The organism is Pseudomonas sp. S37 (assembly GCF_016658545.1).
Taxonomy (GTDB): domain Bacteria; phylum Pseudomonadota; class Gammaproteobacteria; order Pseudomonadales; family Pseudomonadaceae; genus Aquipseudomonas.
The window spans coordinates 1-20,888 of record NZ_JACVZC010000112.1; the positions used below are offsets into that span (position 1 = coordinate 1).

Annotated in this window: 19 protein-coding genes and 1 pseudogene; 7 read left to right on the forward strand and 13 right to left on the reverse strand. The window is 63.3% G+C overall.

The window, feature by feature from the left end:
• Positions 1-42: 42 nt before the first annotated feature.
• Together IAE39_RS24135 and IAE39_RS24140 are read right to left on the reverse strand one after the other, a co-directional pair.
• Positions 43-894: a MaoC family dehydratase gene (locus tag IAE39_RS24135; protein ID WP_201207030.1), complete on the reverse strand. Its 852-nt coding sequence runs from the start codon at positions 892-894 to the stop codon at positions 43-45.
• 2 nt (positions 895-896) lie between these two features.
• Positions 897-2,249, reverse strand: coding sequence for a 3-oxoacyl-ACP reductase (locus IAE39_RS24140; RefSeq protein ID WP_201207031.1), 1,353 nt, complete (start codon positions 2,247-2,249; stop codon positions 897-899).
• A gap of 118 nt (positions 2,250-2,367) precedes the next feature.
• On the opposite strand from IAE39_RS24140, the gene IAE39_RS24145 reads away from it, so the two are divergent.
• Entirely contained in the window at positions 2,368-3,645 is a 1,278-nt protein-coding gene (locus IAE39_RS24145) for an acetyl-CoA C-acetyltransferase (RefSeq protein WP_201207032.1), read from the forward strand.
• 177 nt (positions 3,646-3,822) lie between these two features.
• A complete protein-coding gene (locus IAE39_RS24150; protein WP_201207033.1) occupies positions 3,823-4,602 on the forward strand; it encodes an AraC family transcriptional regulator in 780 nt (259 codons plus the stop codon).
• Positions 4,603-4,727: 125 nt separating this feature from the next.
• Here the strand turns inward: IAE39_RS24150 and IAE39_RS30190 are convergent, their stop codons facing one another.
• The 5 genes and pseudogenes from IAE39_RS30190 to IAE39_RS24170 form a co-directional block, all read right to left on the reverse strand.
• A complete protein-coding gene (locus IAE39_RS30190) occupies positions 4,728-5,495 on the reverse strand; it encodes a methyl-accepting chemotaxis protein (protein ID WP_442968461.1) in 768 nt (255 codons plus the stop codon).
• A 90-nt stretch (positions 5,496-5,585) separates the two neighbouring features.
• Positions 5,586-6,671: pseudogene (locus IAE39_RS30195) on the reverse strand (cache domain-containing sensor histidine kinase); the annotation flags it as partial.
• 168 nt (positions 6,672-6,839) lie between these two features.
• Positions 6,840-7,250, reverse strand: a complete 411-nt coding sequence (cueR, locus tag IAE39_RS24160) for a Cu(I)-responsive transcriptional regulator (RefSeq protein WP_201207035.1) — start codon at positions 7,248-7,250, stop codon at positions 6,840-6,842.
• Complete coding sequence (locus IAE39_RS24165) at positions 7,247-9,646, reverse strand: heavy metal translocating P-type ATPase (RefSeq protein WP_201207036.1); 2,400 nt, start codon at positions 9,644-9,646, stop codon at positions 7,247-7,249. Before IAE39_RS24165 ends, cueR begins: the two co-directional genes overlap by 4 nt.
• Before the next feature lie 52 nt (positions 9,647-9,698).
• The gene (locus IAE39_RS24170) at positions 9,699-10,085 is read right to left on the reverse strand and encodes a hypothetical protein (protein ID WP_201207037.1); all 387 of its coding nucleotides are present in this window, start codon (positions 10,083-10,085) and stop codon (positions 9,699-9,701) included.
• A gap of 143 nt (positions 10,086-10,228) precedes the next feature.
• Here IAE39_RS24170 and IAE39_RS24175 point away from each other — a divergent pair, with 143 nt between their 5' ends.
• Together IAE39_RS24175 and IAE39_RS24180 are read left to right on the forward strand one after the other, a co-directional pair.
• On the forward strand, positions 10,229-10,426 hold the full coding sequence (locus IAE39_RS24175) for a heavy-metal-associated domain-containing protein (RefSeq protein WP_198751471.1): 198 nt from the start codon (positions 10,229-10,231) through the stop codon (positions 10,424-10,426).
• Positions 10,427-10,663: 237 nt separating this feature from the next.
• The gene (locus IAE39_RS24180) at positions 10,664-11,845 is read left to right on the forward strand and encodes a multidrug effflux MFS transporter (protein WP_201207038.1); all 1,182 of its coding nucleotides are present in this window, start codon (positions 10,664-10,666) and stop codon (positions 11,843-11,845) included.
• Here IAE39_RS24180 and IAE39_RS29775 read toward each other — a convergent pair.
• Positions 11,796-11,993 carry a hypothetical protein gene (locus IAE39_RS29775; RefSeq protein WP_236548801.1) on the reverse strand — a complete coding sequence of 66 codons (198 nt, stop codon included), beginning with the start codon at positions 11,991-11,993 and terminating at the stop codon, positions 11,796-11,798. The genes IAE39_RS24180 and IAE39_RS29775 overlap by 50 nt on opposite strands.
• A 485-nt stretch (positions 11,994-12,478) precedes the next feature.
• Between IAE39_RS29775 and IAE39_RS24185 the strand changes: the two genes are divergently transcribed.
• Complete coding sequence (locus IAE39_RS24185; RefSeq protein WP_201207039.1) at positions 12,479-13,192, forward strand: ArsR/SmtB family transcription factor; 714 nt, start codon at positions 12,479-12,481, stop codon at positions 13,190-13,192.
• A gap of 20 nt (positions 13,193-13,212) precedes the next feature.
• Here IAE39_RS24185 and IAE39_RS24190 read toward each other — a convergent pair whose 3' ends face one another.
• From IAE39_RS24190 to IAE39_RS24210, 5 genes are all read right to left on the reverse strand, one after another.
• Positions 13,213-14,160, reverse strand: coding sequence for an adenosine deaminase (locus IAE39_RS24190; RefSeq protein ID WP_201207040.1), 948 nt, complete (start codon positions 14,158-14,160; stop codon positions 13,213-13,215).
• 86 nt (positions 14,161-14,246) lie between these two features.
• The gene (locus IAE39_RS24195; protein ID WP_201207041.1) at positions 14,247-14,933 is read right to left on the reverse strand and encodes an SDR family oxidoreductase; all 687 of its coding nucleotides are present in this window, start codon (positions 14,931-14,933) and stop codon (positions 14,247-14,249) included.
• Between the two features lie 364 nt (positions 14,934-15,297).
• Entirely contained in the window at positions 15,298-15,882 is a 585-nt protein-coding gene (locus IAE39_RS24200) for an IMPACT family protein (RefSeq protein ID WP_201207042.1), read from the reverse strand.
• A gap of 9 nt (positions 15,883-15,891) precedes the next feature.
• On the reverse strand, positions 15,892-16,554 hold the full coding sequence (locus tag IAE39_RS24205) for a TetR/AcrR family transcriptional regulator (protein WP_201207043.1): 663 nt from the start codon (positions 16,552-16,554) through the stop codon (positions 15,892-15,894).
• A 90-nt stretch (positions 16,555-16,644) separates the two neighbouring features.
• Entirely contained in the window at positions 16,645-17,562 is a 918-nt protein-coding gene (locus tag IAE39_RS24210) for a LysR family transcriptional regulator (RefSeq protein ID WP_201207044.1), read from the reverse strand.
• A gap of 118 nt (positions 17,563-17,680) precedes the next feature.
• Between IAE39_RS24210 and IAE39_RS24215 the strand changes: the two genes are divergently transcribed.
• Positions 17,681-19,027, forward strand: coding sequence for an aspartate aminotransferase family protein (locus IAE39_RS24215; RefSeq protein WP_201207045.1), 1,347 nt, complete (start codon positions 17,681-17,683; stop codon positions 19,025-19,027).
• A gap of 73 nt (positions 19,028-19,100) precedes the next feature.
• Positions 19,101-20,594 (forward strand): CoA-acylating methylmalonate-semialdehyde dehydrogenase, encoded by a 1,494-nt coding sequence (locus IAE39_RS24220; RefSeq protein ID WP_201207046.1) that lies wholly within the window; start codon positions 19,101-19,103, stop codon positions 20,592-20,594.
• The last annotated feature ends 294 nt before the right edge of the window (positions 20,595-20,888 follow it).

Here is a 20,888-nt window from a genome sequence, read left to right on the forward strand (position 1 = left end):
CCTGGGGCCGCTTTGCGGCCCGATCGCGACACAAGGCCGCTCCTACAGGGGACGCCAGTGTCCTGACATATGCAGCATGCCCCCATGCCCATCCAGCCGCAGCATCCCCGCAGGCCCCGCCTCACTGGCACTGAGCACCACCTCCGACGGCAACCTCACCGGCTTGCGAAAATCCACCTCAAAGGCATAACCACTGTGCGGCAGGTGCCCGCGCAACGCTGCCAGGGCCATGGCCTTGGTCCACATGCCATGGGCAATGGCCGTGGGGAAACCAAACAACCGTGCGCTCACAGCGCTGAGGTGGATTGGGTTGTAGTCCCCGCACACCTTGGCATAACGCCGGCCGATGTCACTGTCGGCGTACCAGCGGGTGGCTTCTGGCAAGGTTTCAGGCTCATCCGCACCGGGCTCACCGGGCTCACCGTCCAGCTTCAGCCCACGCACCAGCATGCGGCTGGTTTCGCGCCAGAGCAGGCCGATACCGTCTTCGGCTTCGGTCACCAGGTCGAAGGTGCCCCCCTTGGCATGTGGCTGCAGGTTGTGTGCATACACCGCAAAGCGCAGCCCTTCGATAGCGCCCAGCGGTCGCAGTACTTCGATGCGGTTGTGCAGGTGCACCAGGCCCAGCAGCGGAAAGGGGAAGTCGTGGGCCGTCATCAACTGCAACTGCAGGGTGAACGCCATGACATGGGGATACGTGCCCGGCAGGCGTCCATCGTCCGGGAAGTGGCAGAGCCTGCGATAGGCCGCCAGGTTATCCGGCTGAACCCGGATGAAGCAGCGCAGGCCTGCGTCCGGCAAGCGGTCACCGCTGATCTTGCGCTTGCTGGCCGCACGCAGGTACAGGCTTGCCCGGTCCGCCGGGCTTTGCAGGTCGTGCCATTGTCGACTCATGCTCAAGCCCCCATCAATGCCTGGCCGCAGACCCGCAGCACCTGGCCATTGACCGCCCCGGAGCCCGGTTGGCTAAGCCAGGCGATGGCTTCGGCGACATCTTGCGGGCGACCGCCCTGGCCCAGCGAACTCAAGCGTCGCCCGGCCTCGCGCAGGCCCATGGGCATGGCTGCGGTCATGTGGGTTTCGATAAAACCGGGTGCCACGGCGTTGATGCTGCCACCGCGTTCGGCCAGGCGCGGCGCCCAGGCCTGCGCCAGGCCGATCAGCCCGGCCTTGCTTGCGGCATAGTTGGCCTGCCCGCGGTTGCCGGCGATGCCGCTGACCGAGGCCAGCAGGGTGATGCGTGCGTTTTCGCCCAGTGCGCCGCCGTCATACAGGGCCTGGGTCAGCACCTGCGGCGCCTTGAGGTTCACCGCCAGCACCGCGTCCCAGTATTCCGGCGTCATGTTGGCCAGGGTCTTGTCACGTGTGATGCCAGCGTTGTGCACGACGATATCGATGCCGTCGGGCAGGGCAGCCAGCAATTGTGTGGCTGCATCGCTGGCGCAGATATCCAGCGGCAGCGCCTTGCCGCCAAGCCGGGCCGCGAGTGCGTCGAGGTCCTGGCTGGCCTGTGGCACGTCCAGTAGCAGCACGTCGGCACCGTCACGTGCCAACGTTTCCGCAATGGCTGCGCCGATACCGCGTGCAGCGCCGGTGACCAGTGCGCGGCGGCCACCCAGCGGGCGGGTCCAGTCATCGACCTGGCTGGCGCAGGCTTGCAGGCGCAGTACCTGGCCAGAGATAAACGCGCTCTTGGGCGAGAGGAAGAAGCGCAGGGCACCTTCCAGTTGCTCTTCTGCGCCAGGGCCGACATACAGTAGCTGGGCGGTTGCGCCATTGCGCAGTTCTTTGGCCAGCGAGCGGCTGAAGCCCTCAAGGGCGCGCTGAGCGATGCTGGCCAGTGGGTTGTCGAGGCTTTCCGGCGCCCGGCCCAGCACCACCACATGGGCGCAAGGGGCAAGGCTGCGCAGCAGCGGCTGGAAAAATTCGCGCAACTGCTTCAAGGCATCGCTGTCGGAAAGATGACTGGCATCGAACACGGCGGCCTTGATCTTCGGCCCAAGGCCGGCCACCCAGGCTTCGGCCTGCAGGTTGTGGGTATTGAAACGGTAGACCTCGTCGGTCAGGCGCTGGGCGATGGTTTCGACCTGACTCGCCAGTGGCCCCCCGCCCAGCACCAGCGCCCCTTCCACCGGGCGCAGGCGGCCTGCCTGCCAGCGCTCCAGCGGCGCCGGGTGTGGCAGGCCAAGGGCATCCACGAGGCGGCGGCCGAGGTTGGAGTTGGCAAAGCCGAGGTAGCGATCGCTCATGAGTGGGTCTCCCGAAAGGCAAGCTTGAAAGTGTGGACCAACTTTGTGGCAAGGTCGTTCGACCCGGGTAAAAACACCTAGGCTGTACGGTTCAAATTGTTTCAGGAGGAACAAGCACATGCGTTCACTTCGCCGGGTCGCGATCCTGGGCGGTAACCGGATCCCTTTCGCCCGCTCCAACGGCGCCTACGCCACGGCCAGCAACCAGGCGATGCTGACCGCCGCCCTCGAAGGGCTGATCGAGCGCTATCGCCTGCATGGGCTGCGCCTGGGCGAGGTGGTGGCGGGCGCAGTGCTCAAGCATTCGCGTGACATGAACCTGACCCGTGAATGCGTGCTGGGTTCGCGCCTGGCGCCGCAGACCCCCGCCTACGACGTCCAGCAGGCGTGCGGCACCGGCCTGGAGGCGGCCCTGCTGGTGGCCAACAAGATTGCCCTGGGGCAGATCGACAGTGGTATTGCCGGCGGTGTCGACACCACCTCCGACGCGCCGATTGCGGTCAATGAAGGCCTGCGCCACATCCTGCTGCAGGCCAACCGTGGCAAAAGCCTGGGTGAGCGGCTCAAGCCCTTCCTGCAACTGCGCCCTCACCACCTGAAACCCGAATTGCCGCGCAACGGTGAGCCGCGCACCGGGCTATCGATGGGCGAGCATTGCGAGCGCATGGCCCAGGCCTGGCGCATAGGCCGCACCGAGCAGGATGAGCTGGCGCTGCTCAGCCACCAGAAGCTGGCTGCCGCGTATGCCGAGGGTTGGCAGGACGACCTGCTGACACCGTTCCTGTCGCTGACCCGCGACAACAACCTGCGCCCGGACCTGACCCTTGAGCAGCTGGCCAGGCTCAAGCCCGCTTTTGATAAAAGCGGCCTGGGTACCTTGACTGCCGGCAACTCTACGCCGCTGACCGATGGTGCTTCGCTGGTGCTGCTGGGCAGTGAAGAATGGGCGGCACAGCAAGGGTTGCCGGTGTTGGCCTATCTGGTGGATGGCGGAACGGCAGCGGTGGACTTCGTTACCGGCCGCGAAGGGCTGTTGATGGCGCCGGTGTATGCCGTGCCGCGCTTGCTGGCACGCAATGGCCTGACGTTGCAGGATTTTGACTACTACGAGATTCATGAAGCCTTCGCTGCCCAGGTGCTGTGCACGCTCAAGGCCTGGGAGAATGCTGATTACTGTCGGGAAAAGTTGGGGCTGGATGCACCGCTGGGGGCAATCGACCGCAGCAAGCTCAACGTAAAGGGCAGTTCGCTGGCGGCCGGGCACCCGTTTGCAGCGACAGGGGGGCGGATATTGGCCAACTTGGCGAAGTTGCTGGCTACGGCAGGGAAGGGGCGGGGGTTGATTTCAATCTGTGCGGCGGGCGGCCAGGGGGTGACGGTTATCGTCGAGCGGTGATTTTCGGGGATACCGCGTTGCTTTCTTCGCGGGTAAACCCGCTCCCACAGGTATTACGCCAGGCTTGAGGGCACCACAGTACCTGTGGGAGCGGGTTCACCCGCGAAGAAGGCCACACAGATGTCACGGTTCCCCCCAGCTGTTAGGCTTGTCTGCTCAGAACTACAAGAAACTGCCATGCCGATTATCGGACAGCCCCGTCCCATCCCTGAACTGGGCCACCTGCCCAGGCCCCTGTATGCCCGCGCCGAAAGCCTCGGCGCCGGGTCCTGGACCACCCGCCACCAGCATGACTGGGTGCAGTTCTCCTACGCCATCAGCGGCGTACTCGGTGTGTACACCGACGAAGGCAGTTACTTCGCACCCCCGCAGTGGGGTGTGTGGATCCCGGCTGATGCCGAGCACGAAGTGGTCACGTCGATGCAGGCCGAGATGCGCAGCCTTTATGTGCGTCGCGACGCCTGCCCGTGGGCCGCAGCGCAATGCCGGGTGCTGGAAGTGACCCCGCTGGCGCGTGAGTTGATCAAGCAGTTTTGCCTGTTTCCGGCTGACTACCCGGAGGGCGACAGCGCCGAGGCGCGCCTGGTGGCGGTGTTGCTCGATCAGTTGCGCACCTTGCCGGAGGTCGGTTTTTCGCTACCGTTGCCACGCCACCCGGGGTTGCTGGCGCTGTGCAATGGTTTGATCGCGGCGCCGGACCAGCCGCAGACCTTGCAGCAATGGGCGCGGGAGCTGGGGTGTTCGGAAAAGACGCTGATGCGGCTGTTCCAGCGTGAAACGGGGTTGAGCTTTCGCAACTGGCGCCAGCGCATGCGGCTGTTGTCGTCGCTGGCGTTGCTGGAGGCGGGGGAGAATGTGACCGAAGCGGCGTTGGGGTGTGGGTACGATTCCACATCGGCGTACATTGCGGCGTTCAAGCAGCTGTTTGGGGCGACGCCTGGGGAGTTGAAGCTTTAGGGGTGGGTTGCCTGTGCCGGCCTCTTCGCGGCTAAAGCCGCTCCTGCACAGGTAACGCGAACCTATGTAACGCGAACCTGTGTAGGAGCGGCTTTAGCCGCGAAGAGGCCGGTACAGGCCACACATCAGGTACGGAACCTGCGCACCAGCGCATCCAGCTCATTGGACAACCCGGCCAGGCTCTCCGAGTCTACACGCGCCGCCTGGGCCAGTTCGGCTACCAGCTGGGCATCGCCGTGAATCTGGCTGATGTGGCGGTTGATGTCCTCGGCCACCTGGTGCTGCTCCTCGGCCGCCGTGGCGATCTGCGTGTTCATGTCGCGGATCACATCCACCGACTCACGGATCTGCCCGAAGCTGTCGCGGGCCAGGCCGATGCGGCTCACCGACTGCTGCGAAACCTCCAGGCTGGCATGCATCTGCTCGGCCACTTCGGCGGTGCGGCTGGCCAGGTTGCCCAGCAGGCCGTCGATTTCCGCAGTGGAGTCGGCCGTGCGCTTGGCCAGCGCCCGCACTTCATCAGCCACCACGGCAAAGCCACGCCCTTGCTCACCCGCGCGAGCTGCCTCGATGGCGGCGTTCAGTGCCAGCAGGTTGGTCTGCTCGGCAATCGAGCGGATGGTGCCGAGAATCGACTGGATAGCGTTGCTGTCACGCTCCAGTTGCTGAATTGACTGCGCCGATTGCTCGATCTCCTGGCTCAGGCGGTCGACACTATGCACCGCCGCATCGATCTGCTGCTGGCCTTCGCGGGCCTGTTGCTGGCCGCTGTCGGCCGATTGTGCTGCCTGGCTGCACGAGCGCGCCACCTCGTTCGCGGTGGCGACCATTTCGTGGAAGGCGGTGGACACCATGTCCACGGCTTCGCGCTGACGGCCAGCGGCCTCCGCCATGTCGCTGGACACGCGGGTCGAGCTGGTCGAGGTGCTGAGGATCTTGCCGGCGGCCGCACCGATATGCTGGATCAGGCTGCGAATGGCGCCAAGGAACTGGTTGAACCAGCTGGCCAGTTGCGCCGTTTCGTCACGGCCACGGATTTCCAGGTTACGGGTCAGGTCGCCTTCACCCTGGGCAATGTCTTCCAGGCCATTGGTAACGCTGTTGATCGGGCGCACGATCAGCTTGGCGAATGCCGCACCGACCACGGCGAACAGCGCCGCCAGCACTACGGCGATGATGCCGATCAGCCAGGTCAGCTGGGTGGTGGTCTGCATCACTTCACTTTGTTCGATCAGGCCGATGAAGGTCCAGCCCAGTTGCTCGTCGGGGTAGACGTTGGCCATGTAGCGCACGCCGTTGAGCTCGACTTCGACCAGGCCTTTGCCAGCCTTGGCCAAATCGGCATAACCATCGCCAAAGCTCGACAGTTGCTTGAAGTTGTGGCCAGCGTCACGTGGGTCGACCATCACGTTGCCGTTGCTTTCCACCAGCATCAGGTAGCCGCTTTCGCCCAGCTTGATCTGCTTGACGATCTCGGTCAGGCCCTTCAGCGAAACGTCGATGTTGACCACGCCGCCAGGGTTGCCCAACTGGTTGGCCACGGCGCGCACGGTACTGACCAGCACGGCGTCATCGGCAGCCCAGTAGTAGGCGCCGGTACGCATGGTTTTGCCCGGGTTGGCCATGGCCAGCTGGTACCACGGGCGTGGGCGTGGGTCGTAGTTGACGAATTTCTGCCCGGCCGGCCAGCCGACGTAGCCGCCGTCACTGACGCCGTAGGACACGTAGGCGTAGTTGGGGTGCGAGTCTGCCAGGCGGGTGAAGAAGTCCAGCAACTGCTTGTCTTGCTCACCCAGCTCGTAAGACGGGTTGGCGCTCATGAACTTGTTCAGGTTGCTGCCAGCAGCGGCGACCATCGGCTGCGCAGCCAGGTATTCGACGTTCTGGTTGATGCCCTGGAAGAAGATGTTCATCGCGTTGCTGACCTGGCGGATTTCCCGGCTGCTGCCGTCGAGGAATCCATCGCGGGCTTCACCGCGCAGGTTGAGGACCACCAGGGTGGCTACAAGGACGATGGGCAAGCCGGCGATGACCGCGAATGCCCAGGTCAGTTTCTGTTTGATGCTCATCGACGCTCCCGGAATTTTTTATTGTCGACACACGAGGCAGGTAGCTAATGCATCGGCAGCAGCCGGGTTTTATGAAGCCGGAACGCCTGTATTTATTGGATAAAGTCGCGGTTGGTGACTATTCGGTCGCGTTTGGACGCTTTTGGCATACCAAACGCCTGTGACCGTTTAGTGACAGCAGTTGCCGGCAGCGCCGTTGGCCAGGTCTTTGAGGATCGGGCAGTCCGGGCGGTCATCCCCCTGGCAGTGCGAAACCAGCTCGCCCAGTGTGTCGCGCAGGCTCACCAGCTCCTCGATGCGCCGGTTCAGCTCATCGATGTGCTGCATGGCCAGCGCCTTCACATCGGCGCTGGCACGCTGGCGGTCCTGCCACAGGGTCAGCAGCTTGCCGACCTCTTCAAGGGAAAAACCCAGGTCGCGAGAGCGCTTGATGAACGCCAGGCTGTGCAAGTCTTCGTCGCGGTACAGGCGGTAGCCGCTGTCGCTGCGCGTGGCCGGCTTGAGCAGGCCGATGGACTCGTAGTAACGGATCATCTTGGTGCTGAGCCCGCTGCGGCGGGCGGCCTGGCCGATGTTCATGGGGTCTCCTGGGTATCGCTGGTGGGTTTCCACGTCTTCAGCCACAGGGCGTTGCTGACCACGCTGACGCTGGACAAGGCCATGGCGGCGCCAGCCAGTACCGGGTTGAGGTAGCCCAGTGCAGCGAGCGGGATACCGATCAGGTTGTAGATGAATGCCCAGAACAGGTTCTGGCGGATTTTTGCGTAGGTCTTGCGGCTGATTTCCAGCGCGGCAGGCACCAGACGCGGGTCGCCTCGCATCAGGGTGATGCCGGCCGCCTGCATGGCCACGTCGGTGCCGCCACCCATGGCGATACCGATGTCGGCAGCGGCCAGTGCCGGCGCATCGTTGATGCCGTCGCCGACCATGGCGACCACGCCGTTCTGCTTGAGTGCTGCCACTGTCGCGGCCTTGTCGGCGGGCAGCACTTCGGCATGCACATCGTCGATGCCCAGGGCATCGGCCACCACCTTGGCGCTGCCGCGGTTGTCGCCGGTCAGCAGGTGGCTGCTGATGTGTTGCGCATGCAAGGTGTCGATGGCCTGAGCGGCGCCGGGCTTGAGGCTGTCACCAAAGGCGAACAGGCCCAGCACCCGGGGTTGCATGCCGCGTTCGATCAGCCACGACAGGGTACGCCCCTCGGCTTCCCAGGCCTGGGCCTTGACGGCCAGGTCGCCGGGCTGCAGACCGCTTTCATCGAGCAGGCGGCGGTTGCCCAGCGCCAATTCACGGCCTTCGACGCGCCCGGCAATACCGCGCCCGGTCAGCGATTGGCTGTCGGTAACATTGGGCACGTCCAGCCCTTGCTCGGCACAGGCATCCAGTACCGCGTTGGCCAGTGGGTGTTCACTGCCACGCTGCAGGGCACCCGCCAGGCGGTGCAGGTCGGCGCTGTTGCCATCCTGAGCCTGGCTGTGAACCACCCGTGGGCTGCCGGAAGTGAGGGTGCCGGTCTTGTCGAACACCACGCGGTTGACGGCATGGGCGCGCTCCAGCGCCTCGGCGTCCTTGATCAGGATGCCGTGGCGCGCAGCCACGCCGGTACCGGCCATGATCGCCGCGGGCGTCGCCAGGCCGAGGGCACAAGGGCAGGCGATGACCAGCACGGCGACGGCGTTGATCAGTGCGGTTTCCAGCGGCGCGCCGGCCAGCCACCAGCCAACCAGGGTAATCAGTGCCAGCACCAGCACGGCCGGGACGAACACCTGGCTGACCCGGTCGACCAGCTTCTGGATCGGCGCCTTGGCGGCCTGGGCATCTTCGACCAGGCGGATGATGCGTGCCAGCACGGTCTCGGTGCCCAGCGCTTCGGTGCGTACCAACATCCGGCCTTCGCCATTGATGGCGCCACCGGTGACGCTGTCGCCGGGTTGCTTGGGCACCGGCAGGCTCTCGCCGCTGATCAGGGCCTCATCGGCATGGCTGCTGCCATCCTCGACCACACCATCGACCGGGAAGCGCTCGCCGGGTTTTACCAGCACCAGGTCACCGAGGCGCAGCTGGGTGATGGCCACGTCTTCTTCCTGGCCGCCGACCACACGTACGGCGCGCTCCGGGCGCAGGGCCTCGAGGGCGCGAATGGCACTGGCGGTCTGGCGCTTGGCGCGGCTTTCCAGGTACTTGCCCAACAGCACCAGGGCAATCACCACGGCCGAGGCTTCGAAGTACAAATGCGGGGCCATGCCGGCGGGGGCCTGTGCCCATTGATACAGGCTCAGGCCGTAGCCGGCGCTGGTGCCCAGGGCCACCAGCAGGTCCATGTTGCCGGCACCAGCGCGCACGGCTTTCCAGGCAGCGACATAGAAGCGTGCGCCGAGAATGAATTGCACGGGCGTAGCCAGCAGGAATTGTGCCCAGGCGGGTAGCATCCAGTGCAGGCCGAATGGCTGCACCAGCATCGGCAGCACCAGCGGCAGCGCCAGCAGCAACGCGGCACCGACGGCCAGGCGTTCATTGCGCAGGCGGCGCTGGGCAGCCCCTTGCTCGTCTTTGCCGGCTTGCGGCAGGCTGGCGTTGTAGCCGGCTTTATGTACTGTTTCGATCAGCAGGTTGTCGTCGAGGGCCGCAAGCACCTTCAGGTGCGCACGCTCGCTGGCCAGGTTGACGCTGACCTGCTCGACCCCGGGCAACTTGCCGAGGGCGCGCTCTACACGGCCCACGCAGCTGGCGCAGGTCATGCCGCCGATCTGCAGTTCGACAGTGCGGGTAGGCACGCCGTAACCGGCTTCACGTATGGCGTCGACCAAGGCCGGCAGGCTGTTGGCCGGGGCCTGGACCCGGGCTTTTTCAGTGGTAAGGTTGACGCTGACCTGTTCAGCGCCGGTGACCTTGCGCAGGGCGCGCTCGACCCGGCCAGCACAGCTGGCGCAGGTCATGCCGGAAATCGGCAGGTCGTAGGTGGTGGATGCGGGCATGGCTCTCCTCCTTGGACAGGGCTCCAGCATCAACCTTGCCACGCAGGGAAGGTCAATAGCCCAGATCGGCGCGCTTCAACTCCAGCCCATATTGCCCCATGGCGATGCGGTATTTGTTGATCTGGCCCGCCTGCAGGTTCAGGCGCGTGCTGCGTTGGTCCTCGATACCCGCAGCGCAACCTGGCATTTGCCCAGGCAGCAGGCGCAGGCGTACATCCACCGGGCCAGGCGGCAGGTTGAACGAGGTGGATTGCTCCTGGAACACGCGCCCGGAAAGCTGGTCGTTGAGGTACACGCCGATTTCGCAGCTGGTGGCCACTTCCAGGCGCTCCCGGGAAATGATCAGCACGCTGTAGGCCGCGTTGCCCTCGGCGCTGGCCGGTGGCACCGCAGCCAGTGCGCTCAATAGCCCGACGACGCCCAATGCTGCCCTGAACATGATGAATCTCCTGCTTGCCTGACATCCAAAGGCGCAGCTTGGCCGACGCGGGCGCGGATTTCCACCCCGGGTTTTATAGCAGGGCTTGACCTTGACCTGATGGCAAGCTTGAGACTTGTGGAAAACCTGAAGGAGACAACCCCATGCAAGTGTTCAACGTACAAGGCATGACCTGTGGCCATTGCGTGAAAGCCGTGACCCGCGCGGTGCAGGAGCAGGATGCAGCGGCCAAGGTCGAGATCGATCTGGCGGCGAAGCAGGTGCGGGTGCAGAGTGAATTGGCGCAGGAGCAGATTCTTACGGCTATCCGTGATGAAGGGTATCAGGCTGAGGTGGCTTAACCTGACCCTGTGCTGATCCCTTGTAGGAGCGGCCTTGTGTCGCGATGGGCCGCAACGCGGCCCCCTGCAATACATGCGTCAACCCCAACAATCTGGGGCCGCTTTGCGGCCCATCGCGACACAAGGCCGCTCCTACAGGGACCGCGCCAGCTGCTGGGATTGTTGCAAATGTTTTCACATTGACAGGGTCCACAGCAGGTAGAATTGCTCACTTGCTTAGCCTGCTATGGATTCCTGATGAACCTGCGAATGGTGCTCATCCTGGGCGCACTCAGTGCGTTCGGGCCCTTGGCGATCGACTTTTACCTGCCCGCCTTCCCGGCCATGGCGCAGGCGTTCGCCACCGATGAAAAACACGTCCAGGCCACTTTGGCCGCCTACTTCCTCGGCCTGTCCATCGGTCAGCTGGCCTACGGGCCGGTGGCTGACCGCTTTGGCCGGCGTATACCGCTGATGTTCGGCGTGACCCTGTTTACCCTGGCCTCCCTGGCCTGTGCCTATGCACCCACCCTCGATACGCTGGTGCTGGCGCGTTTCGTCCAGGCGCTGGGTGGCTGTGCCGGTATGGTGCTGTCGCGGGCGATCGTGAGCGACAAGTGCGACCCGGTGGCCTCGGCCAAGGTGTTTTCGCAACTGATGCTGGTCATGGGCCTGGCACCGATCCTGGCACCGATGCTGGGCGGGGTGCTGGTGAACGTGGCTGGCTGGCAGTCGATTTTCCTTGCCTTGAGCCTGTTCAGTGCCGGCTGCCTGCTGGCGGTCAGCCTGGGCCTGCCGGAAAGCCTGCCTGAGCACATGCCGCGTCAGCCGCTGTCTGGCGCCTTGCGCCAATACCTGCGCCTGCTTGCTGACCGGGTGTTCCTTGGTCATGCCTTGACAGGCGGTATCGCCATTGCCGGCATGTTCGCCTATATCGCCGGCTCTCCCTTCGTGTTCATCAAGCTCTATGACGTGCCGGCCGAGCACTATGGCTGGCTGTTCGGCACCAACGCGGCGGGTTTTATCCTGGTGGCTCAGGTAAACGCCCGCTTGCTGGCCAAGCGCGGGCCGGCCTTCCTGCTGGCGCGTGCGGTGTGGCTGTACCTGGTGGCAGGCCTGGTGCTGCTGGCTGTGGCGGCGCTGAAACCAGCGCAGTTGTGGCCGCTGCTGGTGCCACTGTTCATCTGCATCGCCAGCCTCGGTTGCATCATCCCCAATGCTTCGGCCTGCGCCATGAGCGGGCAGGGCGCGCGGGCAGGCAGTGCCTCGGCACTGATGGGCTGCGTACAGTTCAGCGTTGCGGCAGGTGCGGCGGCCTTGGTCGGGCTGCTGCACGATGGCAGTGCGGTACCCATGGCGCTGGTGATCAGCCTGTGCGGGGCACTGGTGGTCAGTGTCGCGCTGTTGACCCGACGCTTGCAGGCCAAGGCTCCCGCATAAGCGGGTGAGGTGCCTGCAGGCGGGTTTCCAGCGTGGCGACAAAGGCGCGTGCCTCGGCCTCGCTGCGGAAACTGACCACGTGTTGATCGAGCTGGACCTGCCAGGGGCAGGCGGGGTTTCGGCTCGACGCACTGACGATAATTTTCATCGCGGCATACCTCCAGATGGGGGGAGCGGGTCAAGTGTAGCGCTGGCCTTGCTGGCTGCCATGTCTCACGTCAGCGTTCTGACTGACGGTTGACGGAACATGTTTCATCGCTTTTCCTGCTTGCGGTGCAATGCCGCCAAGCACGCAGAACCTTCGCTTCGATTTGCGCTATTTCAGGAAAGTGCTTGTCGGCCACATCTGAAGTTGCAGCGGGTTTTTTTCCTGACGAATTCCCTGTGCCCCTGTCCGGGTATGCCGCAGCGCTTGCTGGGCGGGTTTCGGGCAGGCGGCAAGCACTGTTTCTGCACGTGCCATGGGTAGGCATACCCAGTGGTTTTTCGATCAGAACGCAGTGGTGTGGCGCTGCCTGAATAGGTTTTTTTGCGGCTTATACTGCCCACCCAGGCCAGTGCCAGCGAGAGGCGTTTCCCTGCCAGGGTTGGCCATCGCATCCACTCAGTGAACTTGCAGGGAGTTACAGGGACATGAACGCAGCCAGCAGTATCAGCCAGATCGCCAGCCTGATGGCCGACCCCAAGCGCAGTGCCATGTTGTGGGCATTGATCGATGGCACGCCGCGGTTGGCCAATGAGCTTGCAATAATGACCGGCCTGACATCGTCGTCGGCCTGCGCGCACTTGTCGTTACTGTCATCGGCCGGTCTGCTCAGGCACGAAGCACGTGGCCGCAAACGTTACTTCCGCCTGGCTACCCCGCAGGTCGGTGCGGCAGTCGAGGCCCTGGCCAGCGTGCAACTGGAAAGTCCCAGGGGCGAGCGGGCCAAGGCGCCGGTATCACCGCTGCCCATGTCGATGCGCCGGGCGCGTCGCTGTGGCGATCATCTGGGCGGGGAGCTGGCCAGTGAGTTGTACCACCGCATGGTGGTGGCCGGCTGGCTGGAAGGCAGTGGCCGCCAGTTGATGGTCAGCGATGAGGGGCGGGCGCAGTTGGCCCTGGTGGGTGTTTACATCGATGCGTTGGCGCCACACGAGCAACGCGGTTGCGTCATCTGCCGCTGCACCGAGTGGAATGACCAGGCGCCGCATTTGGGAGGGGTATTGGGCCAGGCCCTGTTCAGGCTGTTCCTGCAGTCTGGCTGGATGCGCGAGGCCGAGGACACGCGGGCATTGCATATCTCGGCGCTGGGCATCCAGCAGATCAATCGCATAGCCCGCGTGGCGACGTTGCAGGTGGGTTGAACGCAACGCCGCCGCATCAATCAGACCAGCCGGGCGTCCAGGCTGTTCTGCGCCAGGCGGCGGGCCTGGTCTTCGGTCATGCCCAGGTGGGTGTGCAGGGCGTGGAAGTTTTCTGTGACATAGCCGCCGAAGTAGGCCGGGTCGTCCGAATTGACCGTGACCTTCACGCCACGCTCGAGCATGTCGAGGATGTTGTGCTGGCTCATGTGGTCGAACACGCAGAGTTTGGTGTTGGACAGTGGGCACACGGTCAGCGGGATCTGCTCGTCGATGATGCGTTGCATCAGGCGCTCGTCTTCGATGGCGCGTACACCGTGGTCGATGCGTTTGATCTGCAACAGGTCGAGCGCTTCCCAGATGTATTCGGGCGGGCCTTCTTCGCCAGCATGGGCAACGGCGACGAAGCCTTCGCTGCGGGCGCGGTCGAACACGCGCTGGAACTTGCTGGGTGGGTGGCCCATTTCAGAGCTGTCCAGGCCTACGGCAATGAATGCATCACGGAACGGCAACGCCTGGTCGAGCGTCTTGTGCGCTTCATCTTCGCTGAGGTGGCGCAGGAAGCTGAGGATCAGACCACTGCTGATGCCCATTTGCTCGCGGCCATCCTTGAGTGCCTGGTTGATGCCGTTGAGCACCACCTCGAAAGGGATTCCGCGGTCGGTGTGGGTCTGCGGGTCGAAGAACGGTTCGGTATGAATCACGTTCTGCGCCTTGCAGCGCTGCAGGTAAGCCCAGGTGAGGTCGTAGAAGTCCTGCTCGGTGCGCAGCACGTCGGCGCCCTGGTAATACAGGTCGAGAAATTCCTGCAGGTTGTTGAAGGCGTAGGCACTGCGCAAGGCTTCTACATCGGCCCAGGGCAGGGCGATCTTGTTGCGCTCGGCCAGGGCGAACAGCAGCTCGGGCTCCAACGAGCCTTCAAGGTGCAGGTGCAGTTCGGCCTTGGGCAGGGCGTTCAACCAGTCATACATAGGGGGTTATCTCAATCAGGTACGGTTGCCGCCATTCTACAGGGGCTGGCCGGGCATTGCGCCCGACCAGGCTGCGACCGGGTGAATCACCAGACCAAGGGTTCGCCCTTGTAGTTGATGAAGCGCAGGCCGCCGTTGCCGCTTTGTGCATTGATCTGGTCGAGCATGCCGCGGGTGCTGGTGAGCACGTCGATCTCGGCATTTTCGCCACCCATGTCGGTTTTCACCCAGCCTGGGTGCATGGCCAGCACGCACAGGTCGGGGCGCTTTTGTTCGACGACGAAGCTGTTGATCATCGAGTTCAGTGCAGCCTTGCTGGCCTTGTACAGGCAGATCTCGCCGCCGTCGGGGATGGTCACGCTGCCCAGGATCGAGCTCATGAAGGCCAGCACGCCAGTGCCTTCGCGGACCTGGCCGACCAAGCGCCGGGCCACGCGGATTGGCGCCACGGCGTTGGTCATGAACAGGTCGCCAATGTCCTTATTCTGTACGGTTTCCAGATCTTGCGGCAGTGGGCCCATGACGCCTGCGTTAACGAACACCAGGTCGAACACCTGGCCTCGCAGGCGCTGCTTGAGGCCATCGAGCTGGGCGGTGTCGTTCATTTCCAGTTGTTCGATGCGCACGCCGGGCACATCCGCCAGGCCACCGGGCTGCTGCGGGTTGCGTACGGTGGCGGTGATGTGCCAGCCGTCTTCGTGCAGGCGTTGCACCAGGCCCAGGCCGAGCCCGCGCGAGGCGCCGATGATAAGTGCGTGTTTTGCGTCAGCCATGTGGGCGCTCCTTGATGGTTTTGCCAAATGAGGGTAGCGAGGATAAAGCAGTGTAGAAGCTGGATCGGGGGTAAATGGTTAAAAAATGTTCAGCAGCGGCAAACCCTGTACAGACGGGCGCTTTATACACTGGCGCACGGGTTATCCACAGGCTGCTCCACAGTTAATGTGTGGAAACCAGGCGGCCCTTCTTGTTGAAGGCTGGATCAGTGCTGGGGATAACTTGAAGTTATTCAGTGGTTTGTGTTTGTCACAAGCAGCGATCAAAATATGATCAAAGGCCTGCAGGGCTTGTCAGGCCTGGCTTACAGCATAGTGCCCCAAGCTTATCCACAGGCCGGCCCACAGTTGTTGTGGGCAATGTTCAGCGTGCTTCCAGCACAATGCGCCCGCGGCTCAGGTCGGCCAGTTGCTGTTGCAATGGCGCCAGGTGGGCATCACCCAAGGCAATAAGCAGGTCTACGCCATTGGCTGTGAACTGTTCATCCAGCACCAGGCCATCAACCTCGGCCAGACGCAGTTTCACCAGCGCCAGTTCGCTGAAGCTGCAGCTGCAGGAAAATTCGCTTCGCTGCACCAGCAGCCGCTTGGGCGCCTGTTGCAGGCATTTGTTGGCGCCGCCACCGTAAGCCCTGGCCAGGCCGCCGGTACCGAGCTGGATGCCGCCGTACCAACGGATCACCAGCACCACCACCTGGTCGCAGTCCTGCGCTTCGATGGCCGCCAGGATCGGCCGCCCGGCAGTACCACCAGGCTCGCCGTCGTCGCTGCTGCGGTACTGGGCGCCGAGCTTCCATGCCCAGCAGTTGTGGGTAGCGGCCAGGTCGCTGTGGCGTTCGATGAAACTCACCGCTTCAGCGGGGCTGCTGATGGGCCCGGCCAAGGTGATGAAGCGACTCTTACGGATTTCTTCGCGGTATTCGCACAAGTCGAGCAAGGTAGAAGGCATAAATGACCGTCAGGCAGCCGGCTTGATGCCGCAGCCCTTCAGAATGATGTGGATAAGGTTGTTGCTCGCGTCTTCCATGTCCTGCTTGGTCAGGCGGCTGCGGCCGGTAACCTGGCAGATCTGGGTGGCGAAGTCGGCGTAGTGCTGGGTACTGCCCCACAACAGGAAAATCAGGTGCACCGGGTCGACCCGGTCCATCTTGCCGGCCTCCATCCAGGCCTCGAACACCGCAGCCCGGCCGCGGAACCATTCCCGGTAGTCGGCACTGAAGTATTCGGTCAGGCAGGTGCCGCCGCTGATCACTTCCATGGCGAAAATCCGCGAGGCTTGCGGGTTGCGCCGCGAGAACTCCATCTTGGTGCGGATATACTGGCTCAACGCTTCAGCGGGGTCGTCCTCGACGCTCAGGGCGTTGAAGGTGCTGTCCCATAACTCGATGATGTTGCTGAGCACGGCAATATACAGGCCCAGCTTGTTGGTGAAGTAGTAATGCAGGTTGGCCTTGGGCAACCCCGCCTTGAGGGCGATGGTGTTCATGCTGGTGCCCTTGAAACCATGGCGGGCGAACTCGTCTTCGGCGGCCTGGATAATGGCCTGCTCGTTTTTCTGGCGGATGCGGCCCGCGGGCTTGCCCGAGGCGGAGAGGCGGTGCGCAGGGACTTCTAGGGTCATGGACGATTCCGTACGGGTCAGTGGCTGCGGCTGTCGGACAAGATTACCTGCCTGTGCCGAAGTGACAAGCATTTGCGGCAGAGACTGGCATCAACGTGTCGCAGCCAGGCTTTCGAGGAAGCTTTCCAGTACCAGGTTGGGCCGCCGCCCTTTGCGCGTTACCCAACTCAGGCTCAGGTCATAAAAGCGTTCCCGCGGCTTCAGCGCGCGCAAGCGGCCCTGTTGTATCCAGAAGGTAGCGTAATGGTCGGGCAGGTAGCCGATGTAGCGCCCGGTAAGAATAAGGAAGGCCATGCCTTCACGGTCCGAAGCACTGGCCGTGCAGTTCAGTGCCTGGTAATGCGCCTGGATTTCCGCTGGCAGGCGGAAGGTGGGGGTGATGGCTTCCTGGCTGTTGAGGCGGTCGTCGTCGACCTGCTGGTCATCGGCATAGAACAGCGGGTGGCCAACCGCGCAATACAGCAATGAGCGCTCGCTGTACAAAGGCTGGTACTCCAGGCCCGACAGCGGGCTGGTCTGCGGCACCACGCCAACGTGCAGGCTGCCGTCGAGCACGCCATGCTCGACCTGGCTGGGGGCGATCATGCGGATCTGGATGCGCACATCGGGGCCGCGGTCCTTGAGTTCGGCCAAGGCATGGGTGATGCGCATGTGCGGCAAGGTCACCAGGTTGTCAGTCAGGCCAATGTTCAGCTCGCCACGCAAATGCTGGTGCAGGCCGTTGACTTCGGTGCGGAAGCTTTCCAGCGCGCTAAGCAGTTGCAGCGCCGAATGGTAGACCTCGCGGCCTTCTTCGGTCAGCGAAAAACCGGCACGGCCACGCTGGCACAGGCGCAGGCCCAGGCGTTGCTCAAGGTCGTTCATCTGCTGGCTGATGGCCGAACGGCCAATGCCCAGCACGTTCTCGGCGGCTGAGAAACCGCCACACTCGACGACGCTGCGGTAGATTTTCAGCAGGCGGATGTCGAAATCGCTGACCTGGGCAAGTGGATCGGGGCGTCGGCTCATTAGTTTAGTCACGGCCTGTCTGAAGATTAGAAATGTAGGCTTTTTCAGACTTTATCCGCGTGCCAATTTAGCTGCAACAACATCCATCGTTGCCTAATCGTCTTTCGAGGAACCGCCGATGAACATGCCCGAAACCGCTACCGCCGGTATCGCCAGCCAGCTCAAGCTGGATGCCCACTGGATGCCCTACACCGCCAACCGTAACTTCCAGCGCGACCCGCGCCTGATCGTGGCGGCCGAAGGCAACTACCTGGTCGATGACCAAGGGCGCAAGATCTTCGATGCCCTGTCCGGCCTGTGGACCTGCGGCGCGGGGCACACCCGCAAGGAAATCACCGATGCGGTGACCCGTCAGCTGGGTACCCTGGACTACTCCCCGGCGTTCCAGTTCGGCCACCCGCTGTCGTTCCAGCTGGCAGAAAAGATTGCCGATCTGGTGCCAGGCAACCTGAACCACGTCTTCTATACCAACTCCGGTTCCGAGTGCGCCGACACCGCGCTGAAGATGGTGCGTGCTTACTGGCGCCTGAAAGGCCAAGCCACCAAGACCAAGATCATCGGCCGTGCCCGTGGTTACCACGGTGTGAACATCGCCGGTACCAGCCTGGGTGGCGTAAACGGTAACCGCAAGATGTTCGGTCAGCTGCTGGATGTCGACCACCTGCCTCACACCGTGCTGCCAGTGAACGCCTTCTCCAAAGGCATGCCTGAGGAGGGCGGTATTACCCTGGCTGACGAAATGCTCAAGCTGATCGAACTGCACGATGCTTCCAACATCGCTGCAGTGATCGTCGAGCCGCTGGCCGGTTCCGCTGGTGTACTGCCGCCGCCGAAGGGTTACCTGAAGCGCCTGCGGGAAATCTGCACCCAGCACAATATCCTGCTGATTTTCGACGAAGTGATCACCGGCTTCGGCCGCATGGGCGCAATGACCGGCTCGGAAGCCTTCGGCGTGACCCCGGACCTGATGTGCATCGCCAAGCAGGTGACCAACGGCGCCATCCCGATGGGCGCAGTGATCGCCAGCAGCGAGATCTACCAGACCTTCATGAACCAGCCGACCCCGGATTACGCCGTGGAATTCCCCCACGGCTACACCTACTCGGCTCACCCGGTCGCCTGTGCCGCCGGTATCGCCGCACTGGACCTGCTGCAGAAGGAAAATCTGGTGCAGTCCGCCGCCGAGCTGGCGCCGCACTTCGAGAATTTGCTGCACGGCGTGAAGGGCACCAAGAACATCGTCGACATCCGTAACTACGGCCTGGCCGGTGCCATCCAGATCGCCGCCCGTGACGGTGATGCCATCGTCCGCCCGTACGAAGCGGCGATGAAGCTATGGAAGGCCGGCTTCTATGTGCGCTTTGGTGGCGACACCCTGCAGTTCGGCCCAACCTTCAACACCACGCCGCAGGAACTGGACCGCCTGTTCGATGCGGTCGGCGAAACCCTGAACCTGATCGACTGATCTTTCCGATTCTGATGCCCGGCGCGCGATCATCTCGCGCGTCGGCCTCTACCTTCTTTATCTGGAGTTTTGCATGAGCATTGTTCAGCACCTGATTCACGGCGAGCTGGTTACCAAGGGTGAGCGCACCGCCGATGTCTTCAACCCGTCCACCGGCCAGGCGGTACGCAAGGTCGAGCTGGCCAGCCGCGCGACCGTGCAGGAAGCGATCGACTCGGCCAAGGCCGCCTTCCCGGCCTGGCGCAATACCCCGCCGGCCAAGCGCGCCCAGGTGATGTTCCGCTTCAAGCAACTGCTGGAGCAGAACGAAGCCCGTATCTCGCAGATGATCAGCGAAGAGCACGGCAAGACCCTGGAAGACGCTGCTGGCGAGCTGAAGCGTGGCATCGAGAACGTCGAGTTCGCCTGCGCCGCGCCTGAAGTGCTGAAAGGTGAGTACAGCCGCAACGTGGGCCCGAACATCGATGCCTGGTCCGACTTCCAGCCGCTGGGCGTGGTTGCCGGTATCACCCCGTTCAACTTCCCGGCCATGGTGCCGCTGTGGATGTACCCGCTGGCCATCGCCTGCGGCAACGCCTTCATCCTCAAGCCATCCGAGCGTGACCCAAGCTCGACCTTGTACATTGCCCAACTGCTGCTGGAAGCCGGCCTGCCTAAGGGCATCCTCAACGTGGTGCACGGCGACAAGGAAGCGGTGGATGCGCTGATCGAAGCGCCGGAAGTGAAGGCACTGAGCTTCGTGGGTTCGACCCCGATCGCCGAGTACATTTATGCCGAAGGTACCAAGCGCGGCAAGCGCGTGCAGGCCTTGGGTGGTGCGAAGAACCACGCGGTACTGATGCCGGACGCCGACCTGGACAACGCAGTCAGCGCACTGATGGGCGCGGCTTACGGTTCGTGCGGTGAGCGCTGCATGGCCATTTCGGTGGCGGTGTGCGTGGGCGACCAGGTAGCTGATGCGCTGATTGCCAAGCTGGAACCGCAGATCAAGGCGCTGAAGATCGGTGCTGGCACCTCGTGCGGCCTGGACATGGGCCCGCTGGTAACAGCGGCTGCGCGTGACAAGGTAGTGGGTTATATCGATGACGGTATTGCCGCTGGCGCCAAGCTGGTGGTCGATGGTCGCGGTTTCCGGGTGGCCGGTAATGAAGATGGCTACTTTGTCGGTGGCACCCTGTTCGACAAGGTGACCCCGGAAATGCGCATCTATAAAGAAGAGATCTTCGGCCCGGTGTTGTGCGTGGTGCGTGTTAACAGCCTGGAGCAGGCCATGCAGCTGATCAACGATCACGAGTATGGCAACGGCACCTGCATCTTTACCCGTGACGGTGAAGCGGCGCGCCTGTTCTGCGACGAGATCGAAGTGGGCATGGTGGGTGTGAACGTGCCACTGCCGGTGCCGGTGGCTTACCACAGCTTTGGGGGCTGGAAGCGTTCGCTGTTTGGTGACCTGCATGCCTATGGGCCGGATGGGGTGCGCTTCTATACCCGTCGCAAGGCGATTACCCAGCGCTGGCCGCAGCGGGCTAGTCATGAGGCTTCGCAGTTTGCGTTTCCTAGTTTGTAAGGGGTGATGGGGAAGCGGGGAGGCCGAGAGGCCTCCCCGTTTTGTTTTTTGGGGGACTTGAGAGGTGCCTGTCTTTAGTTTTCTGGCGCCTATGAGATCGAGCGCCGCCCGCGCGGCGCTCGGTCTCACAGGCGCTGAACATGTTGCGGCGGACACCTGCGGCGCTCGATCTCCCAGGCGCAGCGTGCGTTGCGGCGAACACCTGTCGGCCTCGACACGGTCTTTTCCCCTATATTTCAATTAAATGAAATTAAAGGTTGACGCCCTCTCGAATCCCCTTATAATGCGCCCCAC